At 51.9% G+C, this 23,760-nt stretch carries 20 protein-coding genes; 5 read left to right on the forward strand and 15 right to left on the reverse strand.

All coding sequences use genetic code 11. The features are described from left to right. Positions 1–52: 52 nt before the first annotated feature. Positions 53–937 (reverse strand): dihydrodipicolinate synthase family protein, encoded by an 885-nt coding sequence (locus QWJ20_RS18065; protein ID WP_095701028.1) that lies wholly within the window; start codon positions 935–937, stop codon positions 53–55. A 71-nt stretch (positions 938–1,008) separates the two neighbouring features. Then, positions 1,009–2,559, reverse strand: a complete 1,551-nt coding sequence (locus tag QWJ20_RS18070) for an ABC transporter substrate-binding protein (RefSeq protein ID WP_095993305.1) — start codon at positions 2,557–2,559, stop codon at positions 1,009–1,011. Positions 2,560–2,701: 142 nt separating this feature from the next. Here QWJ20_RS18070 and QWJ20_RS18075 point away from each other — a divergent pair, with 142 nt between their 5' ends. Further along, positions 2,702–3,598: a LysR substrate-binding domain-containing protein gene (locus tag QWJ20_RS18075; RefSeq protein ID WP_433993152.1), complete on the forward strand. Its 897-nt coding sequence runs from the start codon at positions 2,702–2,704 to the stop codon at positions 3,596–3,598. A gap of 298 nt (positions 3,599–3,896) precedes the next feature. On the opposite strand, the gene QWJ20_RS18080 is transcribed toward QWJ20_RS18075, so the two are convergent. The 6 genes from QWJ20_RS18080 to QWJ20_RS18105 all read right to left on the reverse strand — a co-directional run bounded on the left by QWJ20_RS18080 (position 3,897) and on the right by QWJ20_RS18105 (position 9,640). Further along, entirely contained in the window at positions 3,897–4,790 is an 894-nt protein-coding gene (locus tag QWJ20_RS18080; RefSeq protein ID WP_433993153.1) for a hypothetical protein, read from the reverse strand. 300 nt (positions 4,791–5,090) lie between these two features. After that, positions 5,091–5,906 carry a sugar-phosphatase gene (yidA, locus tag QWJ20_RS18085; protein WP_433993154.1) on the reverse strand — a complete coding sequence of 272 codons (816 nt, stop codon included), beginning with the start codon at positions 5,904–5,906 and terminating at the stop codon, positions 5,091–5,093. Positions 5,907–6,197: 291 nt separating this feature from the next. Beyond that, on the reverse strand, positions 6,198–7,640 hold the full coding sequence (locus QWJ20_RS18090; RefSeq protein ID WP_433993155.1) for a 6-phospho-beta-glucosidase: 1,443 nt from the start codon (positions 7,638–7,640) through the stop codon (positions 6,198–6,200). Positions 7,641–7,673: 33 nt separating this feature from the next. Next, positions 7,674–8,015, reverse strand: a complete 342-nt coding sequence (locus QWJ20_RS18095) for a PTS lactose/cellobiose transporter subunit IIA (RefSeq protein WP_095993301.1) — start codon at positions 8,013–8,015, stop codon at positions 7,674–7,676. Further along, positions 8,005–9,318 carry a PTS sugar transporter subunit IIC gene (locus tag QWJ20_RS18100; RefSeq protein WP_433993156.1) on the reverse strand — a complete coding sequence of 438 codons (1,314 nt, stop codon included), beginning with the start codon at positions 9,316–9,318 and terminating at the stop codon, positions 8,005–8,007. The genes QWJ20_RS18095 and QWJ20_RS18100 overlap by 11 nt, the downstream gene beginning before the upstream one ends. 16 nt (positions 9,319–9,334) lie before the next feature. After that, positions 9,335–9,640, reverse strand: a complete 306-nt coding sequence (locus QWJ20_RS18105; protein ID WP_433993157.1) for a PTS sugar transporter subunit IIB — start codon at positions 9,638–9,640, stop codon at positions 9,335–9,337. 211 nt (positions 9,641–9,851) lie between these two features. On the opposite strand from QWJ20_RS18105, the gene QWJ20_RS18110 reads away from it, so the two are divergent. Both QWJ20_RS18110 and QWJ20_RS18115 read left to right on the forward strand, forming a co-directional pair. Next, positions 9,852–10,865 (forward strand): LacI family DNA-binding transcriptional regulator, encoded by a 1,014-nt coding sequence (locus QWJ20_RS18110; protein ID WP_433993189.1) that lies wholly within the window; start codon positions 9,852–9,854, stop codon positions 10,863–10,865. 390 nt (positions 10,866–11,255) lie between these two features. Further along, positions 11,256–13,259 (forward strand): methyl-accepting chemotaxis protein, encoded by a 2,004-nt coding sequence (locus QWJ20_RS18115; protein WP_433993158.1) that lies wholly within the window; start codon positions 11,256–11,258, stop codon positions 13,257–13,259. Here the strand turns inward: QWJ20_RS18115 and QWJ20_RS18120 are convergent, their stop codons facing one another. Further along, complete coding sequence (locus QWJ20_RS18120) at positions 13,260–13,388, reverse strand: hypothetical protein (RefSeq protein ID WP_267958085.1); 129 nt, start codon at positions 13,386–13,388, stop codon at positions 13,260–13,262. Between the two features lie 164 nt (positions 13,389–13,552). On the opposite strand from QWJ20_RS18120, the gene QWJ20_RS18125 reads away from it, so the two are divergent. After that, positions 13,553–14,743 carry an MFS transporter gene (locus tag QWJ20_RS18125; protein ID WP_119889356.1) on the forward strand — a complete coding sequence of 397 codons (1,191 nt, stop codon included), beginning with the start codon at positions 13,553–13,555 and terminating at the stop codon, positions 14,741–14,743. 72 nt (positions 14,744–14,815) lie between these two features. Here QWJ20_RS18125 and QWJ20_RS18130 read toward each other — a convergent pair whose 3' ends face one another. Continuing rightward, on the reverse strand, positions 14,816–15,247 hold the full coding sequence (locus QWJ20_RS18130; RefSeq protein ID WP_433993159.1) for a carboxymuconolactone decarboxylase family protein: 432 nt from the start codon (positions 15,245–15,247) through the stop codon (positions 14,816–14,818). A 167-nt stretch (positions 15,248–15,414) separates the two neighbouring features. Then, positions 15,415–15,846 carry a GNAT family N-acetyltransferase gene (locus QWJ20_RS18135; RefSeq protein WP_433993160.1) on the reverse strand — a complete coding sequence of 144 codons (432 nt, stop codon included), beginning with the start codon at positions 15,844–15,846 and terminating at the stop codon, positions 15,415–15,417. Positions 15,847–15,937: 91 nt separating this feature from the next. Between QWJ20_RS18135 and QWJ20_RS18140 the strand changes: the two genes are divergently transcribed. Continuing rightward, positions 15,938–17,365: a PLP-dependent aminotransferase family protein gene (locus tag QWJ20_RS18140; RefSeq protein WP_433993161.1), complete on the forward strand. Its 1,428-nt coding sequence runs from the start codon at positions 15,938–15,940 to the stop codon at positions 17,363–17,365. Between the two features lie 136 nt (positions 17,366–17,501). On the opposite strand, the gene gyrB is transcribed toward QWJ20_RS18140, so the two are convergent. Genes gyrB through dnaA form a run of 4 tightly spaced genes read right to left on the reverse strand, consistent with a single transcriptional unit; the run spans position 17,502 to position 23,576 of the window. Beyond that, on the reverse strand, positions 17,502–19,919 hold the full coding sequence (gene gyrB / locus QWJ20_RS18145) for a DNA topoisomerase (ATP-hydrolyzing) subunit B (RefSeq protein ID WP_109412139.1): 2,418 nt from the start codon (positions 19,917–19,919) through the stop codon (positions 17,502–17,504). 18 nt (positions 19,920–19,937) lie between these two features. Beyond that, on the reverse strand, positions 19,938–21,023 hold the full coding sequence (recF, locus tag QWJ20_RS18150) for a DNA replication/repair protein RecF (RefSeq protein WP_010281217.1): 1,086 nt from the start codon (positions 21,021–21,023) through the stop codon (positions 19,938–19,940). Positions 21,024–21,073: 50 nt separating this feature from the next. Next, positions 21,074–22,174 carry a DNA polymerase III subunit beta gene (dnaN, locus tag QWJ20_RS18155; RefSeq protein ID WP_039485132.1) on the reverse strand — a complete coding sequence of 367 codons (1,101 nt, stop codon included), beginning with the start codon at positions 22,172–22,174 and terminating at the stop codon, positions 21,074–21,076. 4 nt (positions 22,175–22,178) lie between these two features. Further along, positions 22,179–23,576 carry a chromosomal replication initiator protein DnaA gene (gene dnaA / locus QWJ20_RS18160; RefSeq protein ID WP_039363659.1) on the reverse strand — a complete coding sequence of 466 codons (1,398 nt, stop codon included), beginning with the start codon at positions 23,574–23,576 and terminating at the stop codon, positions 22,179–22,181. Positions 23,577–23,760 lie beyond the last annotated feature (184 nt).

Here is a 23,760-nt window from a genome sequence, read left to right on the forward strand (position 1 = left end):
GCAGAAAAACCCACACCTCTACAGCGTGAAAAATAACAAAATGTATTTTGCGTTAGAGGGAATCGACAGACGCCAAAACGTCAGCGATCTCCTTACGCGCCTTTTCATCCAACGGTTGCTGAGGCGGCAGCGGATCGCCTACCGCAAATCCCTGCAATTGCAGCGCCGCTTTAATACAGCCGGCAATAGAATAACGGGCAAAGATTTCATTGATGCGCCACAGCGGACGCTGAAGCTCCATTGCTCTGTTCCAGTCACCCGCACGGGCGGCTTCATACAAAGCAATACTCTGTTTGGGAACGATACACGCCGGGCCAGCCATCCAACCCACGCCGCCAATCAGCATGACGCAGGCGGGAATATGGGCGGACGCGGAGAAGACGTCCATTCGGCCACGGGTACGTTCGATGATGGAAAGCAAGCGCCCGGTATTGGTCGAGGCGTCTTTGATATAGCGGATGTTACTAACATGGCTCAGGCGTTCGATGACGGGCAAACTCAAATCGGAACGCTGGAACTGAGGATTGGTGTAGAGCACCACCGGTTTACCCTGTGCGGCTTCGGCAATGGCGCGGAAATATTGTTCGACGCCTTCGTCTTTCAGGGGGAAATAGGCTTCCAGTACCGCAAGAATGCCATCCGCACCCAGTTCGACGTAGCGTTTCGTTTGCTCAACAGCATCCTGAATCGTTGTCGACGCGACACCAGCGATGACCGGCACACGGCCCGCCGTCGTTTCGATCACTGTTTTGACGACATCCAGACGTTGGGCCGCAGAGAGATAGGCAAATTCACCGGTGCTGCCTAACGGCACGACGCCATGTACACCGCATTGAATCAGATGTTCAGTGAGTTGCGCCAGAACAGGCTTATCTACCTGACCATCGGGCCTGACGGGTGACACCAGATAGGGAAAAACACCGCTAAATGTATTCACTCCGCTCTCCTTGTTACGGATAGATAAGGGGTGAATACTCACCCCTTATTTGAATCATAAATGACAGGTGACTATTTGGCAGAACGGACGAAGTACGGCAGCGTGTAGGCATCAGAACGGCCCACGTAGGTATACTGCTTTTTCATCGCCCAGGTGTTGGACAGGAACATCACCGGAATCACACCCAGATCGTTCATGCCAATGTTCATCGCCTCAGCCAGCAGCGCACCACGTTTGGTTTCATCCAGCGTGACACGTGCTTCGTTCAGCGTTTTATCAAAGACAGGATTGGAATAGCGACCACGATTACCCTGTCCTGCATTGGGGCCAAAGGTTTCTAACAATGGCCCCAATACTCCAGAAGCTTCCCCGGTTTCAATCGCGGCCCCGCCCATAATCAAACTGAATTCGAGACGGGACGCACGTGAGAAGTACACACTGCCGGGCATCGTAACAACCTCGGTTTTGATACCGGCACGTGTGAACATTTGGCCAATGGCCTGAGCAATTTTAGAATCATTAGGATAACGATCGTTCGACGCGTGGAAGGTCAGCGTGAAGCCGTCGGGGTAACCCGCCGCCGCCAGTTCCTGTTTGGCTTTCTCCGGATTATAAACCGGCGCAGGAATGGACGCGGAATAGCCTGGGTACCCCTTCGGTACAAGCTGAGAGGCAACAACAGCCTGCCCCTCCATCACACGGTCGACGATTGCCTGACGATTAATAGCTAAAGACATCGCCTGGCGTACTTCTTTTTTTAGTAATGGGTTTTTACCATCAGGACCTTTGGCGAACGGTGATTCATCTCGCTGCTGGTCCATGTGAAGGTAAATAACACGATTCCCTGGTGTTGAAATCGTTTTTAACTGCTGATTTTTTTCAATATTACTGCTGTCGGCTGTTGGAACGTTTTCGATCATGTCCACATCACCGGATAATACTGCTGCTACACGTGCACTACTGTTTTTAAATACACGGACAGTAACGTTGTCCCACTCTGCTTTTCCTCCCCAGTAATCGTCATTTCTAACAAGGACTACCCGGTCGTCCGGCACCCAGGAAACAAATTTGAATGGCCCTGTACCAATCACATCTTTTCCTGAATTCAACGTTTCCGTCGGGACGTTCTCAAGTCGGGCCGGTAAAATGGAAATCCGACTTAAATTATTCAGCAGCAGTGGCGAAGCCTCTTTTGTCTTAATCCGCACCGTTAATGGATTCACTTCTATTACTTCAGCAATGTCGCTGACGTAAGGTGCGTAAGAGCTAGGGCTGTTTTTCGATGCCAGCGCAACACGCTTAATGCTGGCAATCACATCTTTAGCCGTAAAATCACTGCCGTCGTGAAACTTAACGCCAGGACGCAATACAAACTCCCACGTCTTGTCGTCAATCACTTTCCAACTGGTTGCCAGGGCAGGTGCAATCTGCTGTTTTTCATCCTGTACAACCAAGCCGTCAAAAATATTGCGCGCCATTGCGCTATTCGCCCCACTCACATAAAACTGCGGATCCATTGATGTGGTGGAGGAAGCCAAACCGATATTCAGGTCCGCGCTATAAACCAAAGGTGAAGATGAAAATAAAACGGTAAACAATAACGCCAGAGTCGATTTCTTCATTCACTAATCCTCTATTCCATGATTGAGTACTGATGAAGTGTATTAAATCTTATGATTGTGAGTCTATGCGCTAGATTGGATAATGAAAAATTGCATTTTGTGTTAAATTGATAACCAAATGTTATGTTTTAAGGTGACGAGCATGCGTATCAATCCCCGCCAGGTTGAAGCCTTTCATAAAGTCATCCTCACCGGAGGCATCACCGCTGCCGCCAACATGATGTACATCACCCAGCCCGCAGTCAGCCGACTCATTAAAGACTTTGAAGACGCACTGAATCTTAAGCTTTTCGATAGGGACGGGCGCGGCCTGATTCCGCGCGCAGAGGCGATGAAGCTGTATCGCGAAGTCGAGCGTCTTTATCTGGGGTTGGATCACATCGGGATGATTGCGGATGAAATTCGCCACGCCAAGGGCAGCGTGCTGCGCATCGCCGCCGTTCAGGCACTCTCGTTTCTGTGTTCAGATCAGGTTCTCCCTACCTTACTCAAGAAATACCCCGATCTTTCCCTGTTTTTAGATATCGAAAGTAGCAGCCATATTACGAGCGCCATTTCTGAAAATCAGTATGACGTTGGTTTTATTTTCAGCCAGCCTGGCACTAAAGGATTAGAGGCCGAACTGCTGGCGGACGTCAGTGCTGTCGCGGTGTTAGCGGTAGGCCACCCCCTTGCCACAGCGGATGAAATTACGCTTGCCGATCTGGCCGGTACGCGCGCTATTTTGCCGGGAAGAACCACACCGCTGCGAGCGCAGCTCGATATTGCCACCAGAAAAGAGCAGATCTACCTACATAACCCCATCGAAACCTCGATGGCTAACTGCTGCGTGCTGGCATCAAAAAATGTCGGCATCGGCGTAGTCGATTTTATTACCGCCCTGAACAGCCCTTCACCCGTTATCGTTAAGCCTTTCAATCCTGACATAAAAATGGCGTATTGCGCGGTTTATCCCCCGCAAATTCCCCGCAGCCAGGTGGTTAATCACATCACTCAGGTTATGAAAGAGAAAATAGCGGATAGTCTGGCGTTGAAATAGTATTTTGACATGCCAAACCAAGGATTTTAACGTTTAACATTCCAATTATAGAAATGAAGGCTCATCACTTTAATTCAGGTAGTCATCGGTTGTTTTTGCATTTAAAAACAGGCCTGGAAGCAGAAAAAAATATTCGCCGTCACCAAGTATAGAAATTCGTATTTTATATCTCTAAGATTAATAAATAGACTGAGATATTATTTACCCCAGTCAAGGCTGACGTCATCATAAAGGCAAGAATCTTCTTTTAGGTAATACACCGACATCAGAAAAACCTGCCCTTACCACAAAATATTAGTTACTTAGCCCAAACACTATACATTTGTAATTCACCAACCTGACGAATGAATTCATTATATTTTTTACTTTCCTCCTTCGGAAGAGTCATGGTGTTTTTCGCGTATATCGTGATCAAATCGCCATATAGCTGACTAACATTAGAGCTTATTTCCTCATGAGCCTTTATGTCATTATTCTCTTTTAATTTATTCACTTCGCTGATTATTTCGTCTGCTTTTTTCTGCATGTCAACGTTGATAAAACTCACCATTGGGGCATCATAGTTAAATGCGATGTTAATTGAGTCATCACCTTCATCCTTCGGCGAATCGGGCTTGAGATCTTCTTTATAAGTGTCTAATAAATATTCCAACATGTCTTTTTTATCAAAGCATTTGGATTGAATATTACCATTTGAACTACGGCCACTAATTTTGATTGATTTTGGGAACGGTTCATCTAATTGGTAAGTACATTTAAACATGTTGGCATCAATGACGGAGGCGTTTGCACTTCTGACGGGCATCTCTAACTGATGCCCATTTATCGTCACATCATAGGTTGCTGGTTTAAATTTATTTGATTTCCCTTCAACAGCATAGATTTCTGATAACGTATAATAGACATGATTATCAGGATTGATAATCCCGCCTTTATTATCATCCAAAACCATGAATGAGAAAACATCACCTTTACTATTTTCTAATTTATGTATACCTGAAGATATCTTAATTATTCCTTTAGCCCCAGGTAATACATCATAGCTTTTACCATCAAATTTAAACGTGATGTTTTTCGTGGTGGGGTTGCTATATTGGAACTTTCCTTTATTGCTTGAAAAATCTAAACTATCACAAGCAGAAACAGATAGTGCAGCGATAAAAATCAATCCAAGTTTGAATGTCGCTTTCATGATATGAATCCCTAATTAAAAATATTATTCCTAATAATTATTACGCTAATGCAATGAAAATTTTAACATGTCAATCACAGCCATATATTCTGAATTAAGTAAAATTAAATGCCCGACAGACTATAATATCTCTATAACAGATGGCGACCCCCTGCCTTTTGCAAAGACAGGCAGCGCACGTTACTGGCTGGGTTTTATCGAATGGATGAGTAAAGCAACCTAACGTATATACAACTTGAAGTATTACGGGTCTATAAGGCTACACGGTAGCCTTATAGGTCTTCCCATTAACGCTATCTATCAGGCATTCAACACAAATTTCTCGATCGCGTAGGCGACGCCGTCTTCCATGTTGGTTTTGGTGACGAACTGGCTGGCTTCTTTCACTTCGTCGATGGCATTGCCCATCGCTACGCCGATGCCCGCATAGCGAATCATCGCCAGATCGTTCTGCTGGTCGCCCAGCGTCATGACGCTTTCACGTGGAATGCCGAGGTGCTCTGCCAGCATCTTCACGCCTTCACCTTTGTTGACGCGCTTATCCAGAATCTCCAGATAGTATTCGGCGCTCTTCATGATGGTGTAGCGTTCAAAGGCTTCCGGTGGCAGCTGGCTAATGGCGCGATCCAAGATCTCTGGCTCATCAATCATCATCACTTTCGGGAACGTCAGGCTGCGATCCATTTCTTCAACCGCACGATACTTCAACGGCATCCCGGTCAGGTGAGATTCGTGAATGGTGTAAGGGCTGATATCTTTATTGGCGGTATAGACGAAATTGAAGTCCAGCGCATGGAAATGGACGCCCAGTTTGCAGGCCAGCGCTTCGAAGTAGAGATAATCGTCAAAGCTCAGCGCCGTTTGCGCCACACAGTCACCGTTGACCGTACGCTGCACCAGCGCACCGTTATTGGTGATGCAGTAACAGCCTTCCTGCTGCAAATCCAGCTCCATCAGGTAGCGCTCGACGCCGATGTAGGGGCGACCGGTAGCAAGCACGACCTGCACGCCTTCCTCTCTGGCAGCAGCAATCGCGGCTTTTACCGCAGGTGAAATTTGATTTTGGGGCGTCAGTAACGTCCCGTCCATATCAATAGCGATCAGTTTTACAGACATAATTTTTCCAGCATCAAGTTATCTGTTTTCATGCTAACGCGATTCAGCGATGAAGTCGTTAGTGAAATACGGCAGGGTGACAGGCGTATGACACACAACGTAAAAAGCCGTGCGGTTAAGCACGGCTGAGATTGCTGACAAAGTCCGTAGAGCGGGAGTAACGGATAGATCGTAAAGACGCTGCAAGTACGTCCCTGTAAGCTCGGATTGCGCCATCCATGGCGCAAACGCTTTACTCTTCTATTCCGTTAATCCCGTTTCCGTTCTACAGATAGGTTTGAAATATAGCCGTTATAGCTCAGCGCCGTTGCTGGAGATCACCTTCTTATACCAGTCGAAGCTCTTTTTCTTCGAGCGCTTGAACGTGCCAGTGCCATCATCGTGTTTATCCACGTGGATGAAACCGTAGCGTTTGTTGTACTGACCCGTGGTGAAGGACACGCAGTCGATGCAGCCCCACGGGGTATAACCCATCAACTCCACGCCGTCTTCGACGACGGCTTTCTTCATCTGATCGATATGCGCTTTGAGATATTCGATGCGGTAATCATCGTTAATGCTGCCGTCAGCTTCCACCTTGTCTACCGCGCCAAAACCGTTTTCAACGATGAACATCGGTTTCTGATAACGCTCGTAGAAGCTGTTCAGCGTATAGCGCAGGCCAACCGGGTCGATCTGCCAGCCCCATTCCGATGCCTTTACATGCGGGTTTTTCACGCCGCCGTCAAAGCCCGTAATCGCATCTTCTTTTTTCTGGCCTTTCGCCGACAGTTGCACCGCGCTGCTCATGTAGTAGCTGAAGCCCAGATAGTCCGTGCAGCCTTCGCGCAGCGTCTGTTCATCTTCCGGCTGCATATCAATCTGATAGCCTTTGCGCGCCCACTCTTTCAGGATGTAAGACGGGTAGTAACCGCGCAGCTGCACGTCACCGAACAGATGACGCTCACGCATCGCTTCCTGTGCAAACATCACGTCATCCGGATGGCACGACCACGGATAGATCGGCACCAGCGCCAGCATGCAGCCAATTTTGAAGTTCGGGTTAATCTCATGACCCCGCTTCACCACTTTCGCACTGGCGACAAACTGGTGGTGCAGCGTTTGGTACATCGCCTGCTCTGGCTTGTCGTGATCGGTAAAAATCACGCCGGAACAGCAGTAGCCAAACAGCGGATACTGCCAGTTACGCTGGTTGTTAATCTCATTGAAGGTCATCCAGTATTTCACTTTGGACTGGTAACGTTTCATGACCACTTCGCTGTAGCGAACAAAGAAATCCACCACTTTACGGTTCAGCCAGCCGCCGTATTGCTTAACCAGATGATGCGGCATTTCAAAGTGAGACAGCGTAATCACTGGCTCGATGTTGTATTTCAGCAGCTCATCAAACAGATCGTCATAGAATTGCAGGCCTGCTTCATTCGGTTCCAGCTCATCGCCATTGGGGAAAATACGCGTCCAGGCAATCGAGGTGCGGAAGCATTTGAAGCCCATTTCGGCGAACAGGGCGATATCCTGCTTATAGTGGGAGTAGAATTCCACTGCCTGATGGTTTGGATAACTGACACCAGGCTGTACGCCATCGGTGATCACACGGTCAACGCCGTGGGCACCGCCGGACAGGACATCGCAAATGCTGACGCCTTTGCCGCCTTGATCCCAACCACCTTCAACTTGATGCGCCGCTACCGCGCCGCCCCACAGAAAGTCTTTCGGTAATTGTTGAACAGACATGTTATTTCCTTCTCATTTCAGGTTTGCATACTATTAATTGATAAGCTGTTTAAGGGTGGAGATTTCCCGATGCAGTTGAATCAGCTCCTCCACCAGTTCACGGCATAGCATCGCGTTCATCAGGTGATCTTGCGCGTGAACCAGAATCAGGTTGACCGGGATTTTCCCGCTGCCCTCATCGGCACCAATCAAGGCCGTCTGGATTTGATGGGCTTTGCGCGCGGCAACGGAAGCGGTGTTCAGCAGTTCCTCAGCCTTGTCCCAGTCGTATTTTCTGGCGGCACTCAGCGCTTCCATCGAGCTGGAGCGCGCTTCTCCCGCATAGATAATCAGTTCCATTACCGTCGTTTCATCAAGCATGGTTTCATCGCGCATCACTCACTGCCTCCTCTACTGTCCCCACTTCTTGTGCGACCAGCTGACGTTCATACATTTTGAAGAAGGGGTAATAGATTAAGGACGAGACGACAATCAGTACCCCCACCAGCACCACCGCACGCCAGTCCCATCCCGTAGACCATGCTGCGCCAATCGGGCCCGGCGTTGTCCAGGGTGCAAGAGAAATCACGCGGTGCACCAAATCGGTTTTTAACGCGATATAGGCAAGGGTAGCGTTCACCAACGGCGCGGTAATAAACGGAATAAACATCAGCGGGTTCATCACGATAGGTGAACCAAAAATCACCGGTTCGTTGATGTTGAACATGCTCGGCACCACGGCCAACTTGCCGATGGCGCGCAGGTGAGCAGAACGGCTGCGCAGATAGAGGAAGACCAGCCCCATGGTCGCGCCCGAGCCACCCACCGTAATGAAGAACTGCCAGAAGGGTTCAATAAAGATTTTGGTGATCGGTGCGCCCGCGTTAAACGCTTCCTGATTGATCCCCAAGTTGGTCAGCCAGAACGCCTGCAAAATGCCGCCGACGATAACCGCCCCGTGAATCCCGGCAAACCACAGCAGGTGGCAGAGCAGCACCGCGATCAGGATGGCAGGGAGCGAGTCGGATGCCGAGATAATCGGCGCGAAGACGGCCATGATTGCCTGCGGTAACAGCATGCCGAATTGGCTCTGCATAAACAGGCTAAGCGGGAAAAGCGTCAGGAAGATGGCAAGAATCGGGATCAGCAGATCGAAAGACTGGCGAATTTTCGGCGGCACCTGTTCAGGCAGGCGAATACCAATATTGCGCTTCTGCAAGAAATGCATCAGCTCCGTCGAATAGATCGCCACGATAATCGCGGTGAAAATCCCCTCGCCGCCCAGCGACCCGACCGGCAGGCTTTTGTCGATTTGCGGAGCGGCTACCACCATGAACGACATCAGCGACAGACTGGCCGCCATAAAACCGTTCATTTTATAGCTCTGCGCCAGGTTATAAGCGATGGCGCTGGTGATATACACCGCCATAATGCCCATCGTCATGTTGTAGGGCATCATGATTTGTTCGCTGTGGCGTTCCACCATCCCCAGCCACCACTGCGCAAAAGCCCATTCACTATTCGGGCTAAAAGGTGGATGAGCGAATAACATCATAAAAGAACCGACAATTAAAAACGGCATGGCAGCAATGAAGCCATCTTTAATTGCTACAACGTGGCGCTGGCTAGAGAGTTTTGCAGCAATTGGGCTAATACGATTTTCGATAACGCTGAATAATGACTCGCTTAATTTACTCATTATTCCTCCCGTTATACTAATTGATCATCGCTAGGGCATCATTGAGGACTTTTTCCCCATTCATCATGCCGTAATCAACCATATTAATGACCGCGATCGGCTTCGCTTTCTCGTCAGCTATCACCTTGAATTCAGGTAACTTATACTTAATCTGCGGCCCCAAAAGACAGCAATCATATTCATCAATCAGCTCATTAAACTCGTCAAAACCCACGGCTTTTATCTCAACAGCGATCGCATTTTTCTCGGCGACCTTTTCCATCCGCTGTACCAGCATGCTGGTAGACATTCCTGCTGCGCAACAGAGTAAAATCTTATTCATACTGCACCTCACCGTCCGTTTTTTTATTATTCAAGCAAGACACAAAATAATATGCAACCGGTTTCATATTGTTTTTACTATTTTTTGAAGGCGATCATAAATAGCGCAAGTGAGGAATATTTTTATCCCCATATTCTGTATTGATGATAAAAAGAGAGGAAATATCCCTATAATGACGACATCAGGCAGTACAGGAGAACGGGAAAGTACGATGGTAACCATGCTCGATGTAGCGAAAAAAGCCGGTGTATCCAAAGCCACCGTATCACGCGTGCTGACAGGGAATAACTACGTCAGTAAGACCACGCGAGATCGGGTATTCCAGGCGATTGAAGAGATTGGCTACCGGCCCAACCTGCTGGCGCGCCAGCTCGCCACGAGCAAATCGCAAATTATTGGTTTGGTTGTGACCAACACGTTGTACAGCGGCCCCTATTTCAGCGAATTGCTGTTCCAAACGGCAACCATGACGGAGAAATACGGGCGACAGCTCATCATGGCGGATGGCAAGCACAGCGCGGCAGAAGAGCGCGAAGCGATCCAGTTCCTGCTCGATTTACGCTGCGATGCCGTCATTATCTATCCGCGTTTTCTTTCCACGAATGAGCTGGAAGAGATTATCGAACAGCACGATCAACCAATCATGGTCGTGAACCGCACACTGCATCAACACGGCGATAATGGCATCTGCGCCAATCACCAGCAGCACTGCCATGATGCCGTCAATTACCTGATTGCACAGGGCCACCGTGATATCGCGTTTGTCTGCGGAGCGGCGAACTCCCCTACCGGCACAAGCCGACTGACGGGCTACCGGCAGGCGCTGGAGGAAAACGGGGTTCCCTATAATGACGGGCTGGTTGCGCCAGGTGACTGGACCCATGACAGCGGCTATACGGCGACACAAATCCTGCTTCAGCGGTCGGCCACCTTTAGCGCACTCGTCGCCAGCAATGACGACATGGCGATTGGCGCGGCCAAAGCGCTGCGCGAACACGGCCTCGCGATTCCGCAAGATGTCTCGCTGCTGGGGTTCGATGATTTACCGATGGCATCATGGTTCTACCCACCCCTGACTACCGTGCATGTGCCCGTCGCCGAGATGATCAGCTATACCCTTGAGAAGCTGCTGTGCCGACTGGAGGGTGAAACCGTCGCGCCTGCGCCAGCCTTCAAAGGCGAATTGATTATCCGCGATTCCGTCAGCAAAGGCCCTGCGGCCTAATCCTCGCTCATGCAGTGAGGCGCCCTGCCTCACTGTTCTGTCCGTTCACATCGATGCCGATTTATGCCCCTCGCTGATTTGTGACATTTTCGTGAACAACCTAAAGAGATATTGTTTCCCGCCGATAATTTCTTTGTGACTTACATCACAAATAATGACGAGTCGCACAAGGGAATGACCCAAAAACAGAAAGGAAGACAATCGATTGATTCTTTTTATAAAAAAAGTACCTATAGACTCTAAATAATTCGAGTTGCAGGAAGGCGGCAAGCGAGGGAATCCCGATGAGCTTACTTGAGTAAGTGATTCGGGTGAGCAAGCGCAGCCAACGCATATGCAGCTTGAAGTATGACGGGTATAGGCGCTTATATCCCAGGGGATATTACGCATATGTCTACAACACTGTTACCGGTTAACCACAGCAACCCATCCATTCATGCCTCGCCAGCCACGTTAAAAAGAAAGCTCAGCACACGTATGCTGATGCTCATGGCGGGCGTCACCACCATCGCACTCGGTTTTATTCTCACCATCGGCCTGCTGATTTGGCAATCTGGCCAGCAGCAAAAGACCATCGCACAGCAGTATCTTGAGCAAACGGCGTATACCAACAGCTATCTTATTCAGCAAAAGCTGGATGTCGCGCTACATGCGGCACGTAATCTGGTGCAGAGCGTTGTCAGTCTGCAAGAAGCAGGCAACGCCGATCGAAAAACCGCTGAGACGCTGCTGAAAAATGCGCTAAAGAGTCATCCTGATTTCCTTTCGATGTCGCTGGCGTGGGAACCCGATGCGTTTGACGGCAAAGATCGGGAGTACGTCGGTCAACCCGATCAGGACCCGCAAGGTCGCTTCGTCCGCTACGTTGACCGCGATACCGCAGGCAACGTTGCTCTGCATAATCTGGTGGATTATGAAACGCCCGGCAGCGGCGACTACTATCTGCTGCCGAAAAAACTCCAGAAAGAAGTGATTCTGGAACCGTATAGCTACCCCTACAACGGCGTCGATGTTCTGCTGACCTCCATTGCCGTGCCCATCATCATCAACAACAAGTTTTACGGCTCCGTCACAGCGGATTTTTCTCTGGACACGCTGCAACAGCTCACCAACAACATCAAACCCTATGAAGGCACGGGCTACGCCCAGCTGCTGTCCCACACTGGTGCCTACATTTCTCATCCTGACAAAGCCCGGATAACCAAGAAAATTGCAAACGACCCGACGCTGCTTGAGCATGTCACCACAGGTCAGCCGTATCAGATCGAACGTGACAATGCCGTGCTGAACACACCGGCGTTTAACGTGTATGTGCCGGTAAAAATCGGCAATACCGGTACGCCTTGGATGCTCGGCCTGTCCGCCCCCGTCAATGTGGTGATGGCGGAAACCGCACAGCAGCGCAACGTGGGGCTGCTGCTTATGGTGCTGAGTATCGTGGTGGTTTCCGGCGTGCTGGGCATCATTTTTAACCGCAAGGTCGCTCGTCCGATCGGTGGCGAACCCGCTCAGGCCGCGCAGATCGCTCTGTCCGTCGCACAAGGGGATTTAACACAGACCATCCCTGTGCAACCGAAGGATGACAGCAGTATTTTTTACGCCATGAACGCCATGCAGACGCAGTTGAGAGATATCGCCGAGCAGCTGATTAGCACCAGCGAATCCGTCAGCCACGGTGCGACGGAAATTGCAGCGGGCAACACCGATCTGGCTTCCCGCACCGAGCAGCAAGCGGCGGCGTTGGAAGAAACCGCCGCCAGCATGGAACAGATTACGGCGACGGTGAAACAGAATGCGGATAACGCTCATAACGCCACAACGCTGGCACAGAATGCCGCGCAGATCGCTCAGAAAGGCGACAAGATAGTCGGTCAGGTTGTTCACATTATGAGTGAGATCGACGACAGTTCGAAGAAGATTGCCGACATTACCAGCATCATCAACGGCATCGCGTTCCAGACCAATATTCTGGCACTCAACGCGGCGGTGGAAGCTGCCAGAGCGGGCGAACAAGGGCGCGGTTTTGCCGTTGTTGCCAACGAGGTGCGTAACCTGGCGCAGCGCAGCGCCAGTGCCGTAAAAGACATCACCGCGCTGATTACGGAGTCCGCCAGCCGCGTCGATAGCGGCGTCACGCTGGTTCAGAACGCCGGTGAGACCATGCAGGAAATGCTGAGTGCCGTCACGTCGGTAAAAGACATCATGGACGAGATTGTCTCAGCATCGGATGAACAATCGCGCGGAATCAGCCAAGTGACGCAGGCGGTTCACGAGATGGACGGTGTCACCCAGCAGAACGCCGCGCTGGTGCAGGAAGCCACGGCGGCAGCCGCGTCATTGGAAGAGCAAGCCAGACAGCTCGCGCAAACGGTGCTGGTATTTAAGCTCTCGTAATCACAGACCTTCACCATCAACAATCCCGCACAGGCCGGAAACGGCCTGTGATTTATTCCCAGCGCGGGCAGCAATCCTCGAACGAATCTGACCACATAAACACCCACCCAAATACGATTTTATCGTCATGCCGTTCTCTCCCTATTCTGCCGAAAAGGCGGGTATCAATATTCGCCATAGATGATATAAGTAATATGCTAACCTTATGATCCCTTTGCCAGGGAGTGACGCCCTGTTCCTGCGCCAGCTCTCACGATAATAAAATCTACAGACCTGTAAGCTGCAAAAACAACATGAAATTCATAAAACTACCGCTACTGGCGCAAATCTCATCAGCGCATCTGGTGAGTCATTTCCATATGATGGTGCTGCCCGCGCTCATTCCGCTGCTGTCAGCCCAGCGCGATATCAGCTTTGTCGAACTCGGGTTTGCGCTCAGTGTATTCAACATTGTCTCCGCCTGCGTACAGACGCCGATTGGTTTTATGGTGGACCGCATCGGCGCGCGACGCACATTAACCGCCGGGATCACGCTCGGGAGCCTCTGTTTTCTCTCGCTCGGTTTCTCAGGCAGCTACGTTTGGCTGGTCGCCGCGATGGGGCTCGCTGGGGTGGCGAACGCGGTTTATCATCCGGCGGATTACGCTTTGCTGTCGCGTGGGATTGATGAGAAACGCATGGGCCGCGCGTTCTCGGTGCATACGTTTTCCGGCTTTCTGGGCACCGCCATTGCGCCCGGTATTTTGCTGTCCGTTGCCGCCTTTTCCGGTATCAGTAGCGCATTTATCGTTTCTGGCGTCCTCGGCTTACTGACCATACCGCTGCTTCTGACGGATCGCGATGAGCCTATCCGAGTGAAACCTGCGGCGGCAACAGGTACCCAACCGAGCAAATCGCGCGCGCCTGTATTCACGCTGCCGATTCTGGCGCTGCTCATTCTGTTCCTGCTGCTGAATTTAAGTACGGGCTCGATCCAAAACTTCTCGGTAACGGCGTTAGTCACGGGCTACGATTTGTCCCTTTCACAGGCTAACGTGGCGCTTACCGCCTTCCTGTTCGCCAGCGCCTTTGGCGTATTGGCTGGCGGCTCACTGGCGGATAAAACCAAGCGCCACGGGCTGGTGGCGACGGCTGCGCTAGCCGCAACCGCCGTGCTAGTCAGTATCGTTGCCATGTATTCCTTACCGACTATCGTGCTTGTGCCATTGCTGGCTGCTGCCGGTTTCCTCTCCGGCATGATTGCCCCTTCCCGGGATATGCTGGTGCGTGCCGCGTCCCCACCGGGGGCAGAAGGACGGGTGTTTGGGATTGTCTCCACCGGCTTTAATCTGGGTGGCGCGGCGGGGCCAGTGCTGTTCGGCTGGCTGCTGGATAACGGCCATCCTCACGCCATTTTCTGGTCTGCCGTCATCTTTATGCTGATTACATCTTTCATCACGCTGCTACAGGAAATGCACAGCGCCAAACGACGTGCGCTGGCCTGATGAAAGGCGGTGAAGAGACACGCCACATGCTCAAACGGCGGATGGCGGCAAAGCCATCCGTATACCCAGGTCTTACTGACGCATGCCTATCGCCAAGCGATTGAAGGCGCTCATCAGCGAGATGGCAAAGCTCAGGTCGGCAACTTCCGTATCGCTGAAATGTGACTTGAGTGGTTCGAAATCCTCATCAGGTGCGTGGCTACGAGCCACATCCACCAGCGATTCCGTCCAGGCCAACGCCACGCGCTCGCGTTCACTGAAATGATCGCTCACACGCCAGCCAGCCAGACTGTCTAGCTTAGCATCCGGTACGCCGCCAGCACGTAGGGCCGCTGCGTGCATCTCCAGGCAGAAGGCGCAGCCATTGATTTGCGAAATCCGCAAATAGACCAGTTCGATCAACGGTTTTCCAAGACTGCTCTTGTCCAGCGCTTTCTTGGTGAGGGTAAGCCCTTGGTAGGCTTCAGGCGAGAGAGTTTGGTAAGGCAAGCGAAGTGTGCTCATGGAAGGTCTCCGGTAGGAAGTGAAAGAACAAGAAACGGAATCAACGCATGGCGTGTTTTGGCCAATGCTTCGGACAGCTCTGCAAGTACACGAGCTGCATGTTGCGAATACCCATGGCGGACAGGGCGGTATTCCAGAAAAAGAAGTGGATGCATCGTTCGTTGTACCTATAACGCTTGGCTAAAATGCAACCCTTTGGACAGCAGACCTTGGCGGAAATAGAAACGTTGCGCAAGGGCATTCCCCAAGGCGGTATCGAGCACCAGATGAGCACAGTCTTGCCGTTGAGCTTCCTCACGCAGCGCCTCGATCAGCATGCAGCCCAGACTCTGACGGCGGGCTCCCGCAACGGCGACCAGATCATCGACGTAGAGGAACCGTCCATACAGCAGGTTTTCCTGGATGCGATAACCCGCCACCGCCATGACCCGATCGCCCTGCCAAGCTGCCATCAGACGATAGCCTTGCTGGGCTTGGCGGCGAACCTGTGCCACGAATGTGGCAGCATCGAGAAGATGAGGTCGCAGTTCGTGCATGGTGTCAAAACAGGCCAAGTAGTCCTGTTCGCTGTCAATAAGGCTCAATCGGAAGTGGCTCATGTCGATCTCCTTGTCATCGAATCCGTACTTTAGGAAAATAATGACCTAGTAAAAAGGTGCAAAAACTGAATAAATAAATAGGACATGGCATATGAATATTCAGCCGTTGAGGACAAGCCGAAAGCACGATACGCCGCTCTATTTACAGTTGTATCGACGCTACCGAGACGCGATTGCCGCCGGAAAACTCCATCCAGGAGATCGCGTACCTTCCGTTCGCAGCCTCGCCAGTGAACTGAATCTGGCACGGGGTACGGTCGAAATGGCTTACCAGATTCTCATCAGTGAGGGCTATTTTCTGGCTCGTGGCCCGGCAGGCACGATCGTTTCGCCCCATCTGGACAGTCTTGGCGAGTCACTGCCTGTCACGGTGTCCCAACCTGCCGCCAAGGAGCATTCTCAGCCGAAAGCGCTGGCGGTCGATTCCCCCCAGCCTTTCCAACTGGGTTTGCCGGCACTAGATGCGTTTCCACGCAAGGTTTGGACACGTTTATCCGGCCACAATCTTCGCACTCTGGATACGGTAGCCATGAATTATCCCGACCCTGTGGGATACGAACCTCTGCGCCGATCCATTGCGACCTATCTCGCCATCTCACGTGGCATCACTTGCACGCACGAGCAGGTATTCATTACACCCGGCTACCGGGGTGCGCTGGAACTGGTATGCCGCGCATTGTTACAACCCGGTGATGTTGGGTGGTACGAAGATCCTGGCTACATTTTCGCCCGCCAGTTTCTGGAGCGTGCGGGCATGAATCTGGAGCCTGTGCCCGTAGATGAAGACGGTTTGAATGTAGACATCGGCCAACAGCGAGCTGCCGATGCACGTTTTGCCTTGGTGACACCGACGCACCAAAGTCCGATGGGGGTAGCACTATCCCTGCCAAGGCGGTTACAACTGCTGGAATGGGCTAGCCACCGCCAAGCGTGGATCATTGAAGATGACTACGACAGTGAGTTCCGTTACCACGGCCGACCACTACCACCGCTAAAAAGCCTGGATCGCGACGGACGCGTGCTTTACACAGGCACCTTCAGCAAGGTGCTGTTCCCAGGCTTGCGTCTGGCCTATCTGGTTGTCCCTGAACCGCAGGTCGAACGGTTTAGAGACGCGGCAAATCACCTTTGTGGCCCTGGTTCGATTCTGCCTCAGGCAACGGTGGCCGATTTCATGGATCAAGGGCACTTTGCTCGCCACCTACGAAGGATGCGCTCGCTTTATGCGACGCGACGCGGCTATTTGGTCGATGCACTCTTGCAGGCGTTAGGTTCACGTCTGGACATCCAGCCGCAGGCAGGTGGTATTCATGTACTCGCGAAGCTGGCTCAGCGGGAGGATGATAAATCTCTGGCTGCGGCGGCCCAATCTAACGGCCTTGCCATTCAGGCTCTGAGCCAGTGGCAAATTCGCAGGACATCACACAGCGGGCTACTGATGGGATTCGCCAACGTGACCGAGCCGGAGATGGCGAAAACACTGGTCTGCCGATTGATGGCTGCCATTCAGTCACAGTAAAAGCGCTATCCAACGGTTAGCCAGCACTGCTGCCTTCTCTGTAGCGGGATCGACTGCGGATTTGGTGAGTTTAGTGGCATAAAAAAGCCAGCTCCACAGGGAGCTGGCTCAGATAACGATAACAACGTAGATCGAATTAGATATCGATATTCATCGCTTTCAGGGCGTTCTCTTCGATAAACGCACGACGCGGTTCAACGGCATCACCCATCAGCGTTGTGAACAGCTCATCGGCAGCAATGGCGTCTTTAACTGTGACACGCAGCATGCGGCGGCTGGTCGGATCCATCGTGGTTTCCCACAGCTGATCCGGGTTCATTTCACCCAGACCTTTATAACGCTGTACGGTCAAGCCACGGCGGGATTCTTTCACCAGCCACTCCAGCGCCTGTTCAAAACTGGCAACGGGCTGGCGACGCTCGCCACGTTCGATGTACGCATCTTCTTCAATCAGGCCGCGCAGTTTTTCGCCCAGCTGATTCAATTTGCGGTATTCGCTACCCGCGACGAAGCCTGCACCCAGCGGATAATCGGTATCCACACCGTGCGTACGCACGCGCAGCGCCGGTTCAAATACGCTGCGCTCTTCATCGTGATGGATGACAAAGCTGTATGTGCTGCCGTGAATCTCGTTTTCGTTTAGGCTGCTAACCAGCGATTCCGCCCACGCCTGTACTTTTTCACGCTCGCCCAAATCGGCTTCAGCCAATGTTGGTTGATAAATCAGACGGTTCAAGAACGCACGCGGGAAGCGACGCTCCATACGGCCAATCATCTTCTGTACGGCGTAATGTTCAGAAACCAGTTTCTCCAGCGGTTCACCCGCCAGCGCAGGAGCCTGTGCATTGGTATGCAGCGTCGCGCCGTCCAGCGCCAGTGCGATCTGGTACTGGTCCATAGCTTCATCATCTTTGATGTACTGTTCCTGCTTGCCTTTTTTCACCTTGTACAGCGGCGGCTGAGCAATATACACGTGACCACGCTCAACAATTTCAGGCAGTTGACGATAGAAGAAGGTCAACAGCAGAGTACGGATGTGCGAACCATCCACGTCAGCATCGGTCATGATGATGATGTTGTGGTAGCGCAGTTTGTCCGGGTTATATTCATCACGGCCAATGCCGCAGCCCAACGCGGTGATCAGCGTCGCGACTTCCTGTGAGGAAAGCATCTTGTCAAAACGGGCTTTCTCAACATTCAGGATTTTACCCTTCAGCGGCAGAATCGCCTGGTTCTTACGGTTACGCCCCTGTTTGGCGGAGCCGCCCGCTGAGTCCCCTTCCACCAGGTACAGTTCAGACAGCGCGGGGTCACGTTCCTGACAGTCCGCCAGCTTGCCCGGCAGGCCAGCCAGATCGAGCGCACCCTTACGACGCGTCATATCACGTGCTTTACGCGCCGCTTCACGGGCACGGGCAGCATCAATAATTTTACCGACCACGATTTTGGCATCCGATGGATTTTCCATCAGATAATCCACCAGCTTTTCGTTCACCAGCGATTCAACAGCAGTTTTCACTTCGGAAGAAACCAGCTTGTCTTTGGTCTGCGAGGAGAATTTCGGATCCGGCACTTTCACGGAAACCACGGCAATCAGCCCTTCGCGCGCATCGTCACCGGTGGCGCTAATTTTGGCTTTCTTGCTGTAGCCTTCTTTATCCATGTAGTTATTCAGCGTACGGGTCATCGCGGCACGGAAACCGGCCAGGTGCGTACCACCGTCACGTTGCGGAATGTTGTTGGTAAAGCAGTAAATGTTTTCCTGGAAACCATCATTCCACTGCAACGCTACTTCCACGCCGATGTCGTCTTTCGTCATCGAGAAATAAAACACGTTCGGGTGAATTGGCGTCTTGTTACGGTTCAGGTAATCAACAAACGCCTTGATGCCGCCTTCATAATGGTAATGATCGGCTTTATCTTTCTCACGCTCATCGATCAGGCGGATAGACACGCCGGAGTTCAGGAACGACAGCTCGCGCAGACGCTTGGCCAGAATTTCATACTCAAATTCTACCACGTTGGTGAACGTCTCATGGCTCGGCCAGAAACGTACCGTCGTACCGGTTCTGTTGGTTTCACCCGTCACAGCCAGCGGAGCCTGCGCTACGCCGTGTTTATAGGTTTGTTCGTGAAGTTTGCCGTCGCGGTGAATAACCAGCTTCAGTTTTTCCGACAGGGCGTTAACCACGGAAACCCCTACGCCGTGCAGGCCGCCGGAGACTTTATACGAGTTATCATCGAATTTACCGCCCGCATGCAGCACGGTCATGATGACTTCGGCGGCGGAGATACCTTCTTCTTCATGAATGCCGGTCGGAATACCACGGCCATCATCCTGCACCGATACCGAGTTATCAGCATGGATGGTGATGATAATGTCTTTACAATAGCCAGCGAGTGCTTCGTCGATAGCGTTGTCCACAACCTCGAATACCATGTGATGCAGGCCGGTACCGTCGTCCGTATCGCCGATATACATACCTGGGCGTTTACGTACCGCATCCAGCCCTTTCAATACCTTGATACTTGAGGAGTCATAAGAATTCGACATCAACGTTTCTCGCTCATTTTAGTCCTGTGATTGAACCGTTATTTTACCCTGTTCTACGCGGAACATCTTGCCCTTTTCACCAACCATGTCCTCTATCTGTTCAGCGCTGACTGCGCTGACAAAAACCTGTGCATGAGTGGCTTTTAACCGTTCGGCTAGCAAACGGCGGCGGGTACTATCCAGTTCGGAAGCAAAATCATCGATCAGATACAGACAGCGCAGTCCGTTCTGACGGGTGAGAAATTCACCCTGAGCCAGCCTCAGCGCACACATCAGCAGCTTGAGCTGACCACGGGACAACATATCCTCGACGGCCACGCCGCTGGCGCGGATGCGGAAGTCGGCTTTATGCGGCCCCAGCGCCGTATAACCTAACATACGGTCGCGTTCGAACTGCCGTTCCAGCAGTTCGGCGTACTCACTTTCTTTATCCCAGCCGCGCTGGAAAGAGAAACTGAGAGAAAATTCAGGCAAAAATTGCGTACAGGTCGTGGCGATATCATTGGCAATCGCCGCGCTATATTGCGCACGCCACTCGCTGATACGTTCCGCCAGCGGCACCAGTTCCTGATCCCAGGCTCTGAGTTGCCCATAGTGACTCACCTGACGCAGCGCCGCATTACGCTGGCGCAACAAACGCTTCATGTTGCTCCAGGCCGCGAAAAAGCCGGGCTCATTATGGAAACAGCCCCAGTCGAGAAAAGCACGACGAAATTTCGGGCCGCCGTTGAGCAGGGTAAATCCTTCCGGGGTGATCAGCTGTATCGGTAGCAGTTGCGCCAGTTCAGCGACTTTATGGCCGTCGCTGCCGTCAATCCGCACCTTGCTGTCGCCCTGACGGTTTTTGCTTAACCCAACGGATCGCTCCGTTTCCGTACCGTCAATACGACCATGTAGTACAAATTCCGGCTGATCGTGACGAATCACGCGCCCTGCCTGAATACTACGAAACGCCCGCCCGTGCCCTAGCGTATAAATCGCTTCCAGCACGCTGGTTTTACCACTGCCGTTGGCACCGACTAAAAAATTAAAGCCGGGAACCAGCGCCAGATCGGCCGCCTCGATATTGCGGAAATCTTTGATGAGAAGACGAGTAAGGGCCATACGACGCTATTCGAGTGAGTAAAGGCGGGCCGGATAAGCCCACCTATTTGCTAGAGGCGCATTGGCATGACGACATAAGCCGCCGCCCGGCTGGCGCTATCTTCGATTTGCACGCTGGAAACGGAATCAGTTAGCAGTAAACGCACACCTTCGCATTTCAGCGCGTTTAGCACATCCAGTACGTAGCTAACGTTAAAGCCGATTTCCATCTCGGTGCTGTCGTACTGTACATCCAGAATCTCTTCCGCTTCTTCCTGCTCTGGGTTGTTAGCAGTAATTTTGAGCTGATTCTTAATCAGATGCAGACGCACACCGCGGAATTTTTCATTCGATAAAATCGCCGCACGGGAGAAGGCCTGCTTGAGCAGATCGCAGCTGGCTTCCAGCGTTTTATCCGGATTCTTCGGCAATACGCGGCGATAATCAGGGAAACGACCATCAACCAGCTTGGACGTGAAAATGAAGTCACCGACATGCGCACGAATATTGTTGCTGCCGATTTGCAACTGCAGCGGGGTATCACCACCATCCAGCAGACGCACCAACTCCATCACGCCTTTACGCGGCACGATCACCGAATGTGACGGTAAAGATTGGCCAACCGGCATGGAGCAAACCGCCAAACGGTGACCATCGGTCGCGACCGTGCGCAGCTCTTCACCTTCGGTTTCAAACAGCATACCGTTGAGGTAGTAACGAACATCCTGATGCGCCATCGAAAACTGCGTCGCTTCGATCAAACGCTTCATCGTCGCCTGCGGCAGAGAGAATTCAACCTCGCTCTGCCAGTCGTCCAGATTAGGGAAATCCACTGCGGGCAGCGTGGACAGCGAGAAACGACTGCGGCCAGAGCGCACCAACATGCGATCGCCATCCAGCATAATCGTGATTTCCGCGCCTTCCGGCAGACCCCGGCAAATATCAAACAGTTTGCGGGCAGGGACGGTCGTGGCACCCGGTTCATGCGGCTGCGTCAGCGCAACCTTCGCCACCATCTCCATTTCCAGATCGGTACCGGTCAGCGACAGCACGCCTTCCGTCACCTGAATCAGCAGGTTGCCCAGAATCGGTAAAGTTGGTCGGCCGCCCAGCGGGCTGCTGACCTGTTGTAATGGCTTTAACAGACGTTCGCGTTCAACAATAAATTTCATAGTGTTATGACGATAGAGTTCTGATTAAATTGGAAAAATCTTCTTTGATGTCGTGGCTTTCTTCACGCAACTGCTCAATCTTTCGGCAGGCATGCAACACCGTCGTATGGTCACGCCCGCCAAAGGCATCGCCGATTTCCGGCAGGCTGTGATTCGTCAGTTCTTTCGCCAACGCCATCGCCATCTGGCGCGGACGCGCCACCGAGCGGGAACGACGTTTAGACAGCAGGTCGGCTACCTTAATTTTATAGTATTCCGCCACGGTCTTTTGAATATTGTCGATAGTAACCAGTTTTTCCTGCAACGCCAGCAGATCGCGCAGCGCCTCACGCACAAAATCAATGGTGATCGAGCGACCGGTAAAATTGGCATTCGCGATAACGCGGTTCAGTGCGCCTTCCAGCTCACGCACGTTAGAGCGCAGGCGTTTGGCAATAAAGAACGCCACTTCGCCAGGCAGACGAATGTCGTTTTCATCCGCTTTCTTCATCAGAATCGCCACGCGGGTTTCCAGCTCTGGCGGTTCAATCGCGACCGTTAATCCCCAACCAAAGCGGGATTTCAGGCGATCTTCCACGCCGTTGATCTCTTTCGGGTAGCGGTCAGACGTCAGGATGATTTGCTGGTTGCCTTCCAGCAACGCATTAAAGGTATGAAAGAACTCTTCCTGCGAACGCTCTTTATTAGCAAAGAATTGGATATCATCGATCAGCAGCGCATCAACAGAACGGTAGTAGCGTTTGAATTCTTCAATCGCATTGTTCTGCAATGCTTTAACCATATCCTGCACGAAACGCTCGGAGTGCATGTAAACCACTTTTGCGTTGGGCTTACGGGCAATGATGCCATTCCCCACCGCGTGCAATAAGTGCGTTTTACCCAAGCCAGTGCCGCCATAAAGAAACAGCGGGTTATATGCGCCGCCTGGGTTATCGGCCACCTGACGCGCCGCTGCGCGGGCTAACTGGTTCGATTTACCCTCAACGAAGTTATCAAACGTATGCTTGGGGTTCACATTCGAACGGTAGGTATGCTCTGCCTGGACAGGCGAATTATCCCAGCTTGGCCGTACCGGTGCCGTACGCACTGGCTGTTGCCGCGCAACGCTGACAGGATTGTGGTGCGACTGCGCAGGCTGGCTTACCGTCTGAACCAACGGTTTGCTCCCCACTTCGAAACGCAGTAAAGGGGCATCCATCCCGCAGAAATCATTCAGCAGGACATTGATATTATTTAAGTATTTATCACGGACCCAATCCAGCACAAAGCGATTGGGGGCGTAGAGCGCCAGAGTGTTATCACTCAGCTCCGCCTGCAACGGGCGTATCCACATACTGAATTCTGTGGCAGGTAACTCATCCTGCAAACGGGCAAGACACTGCTGCCAAAGCGAAAGTGACACGGCGGACTCCACTCGAACAAGAACGATCAAAAAGAAAAGAATAAGACGTTATTTATGTGACTCATGATTTTTTGGCGCCTGCGTCATCCACGATTGTTTCATTCACAATTCAGACAGCAGACACACCACGTAGCGCGGCGGTTTACTCCGACGATCCCGTCAAAAGGATCGCTAACGGAACCGC

Origin of the sequence: Pectobacterium sp. S5 (genome assembly GCF_051707265.1) — a bacterium.
In the GTDB taxonomy this organism is placed as follows: domain Bacteria; phylum Pseudomonadota; class Gammaproteobacteria; order Enterobacterales; family Enterobacteriaceae; genus Pectobacterium; species Pectobacterium polare.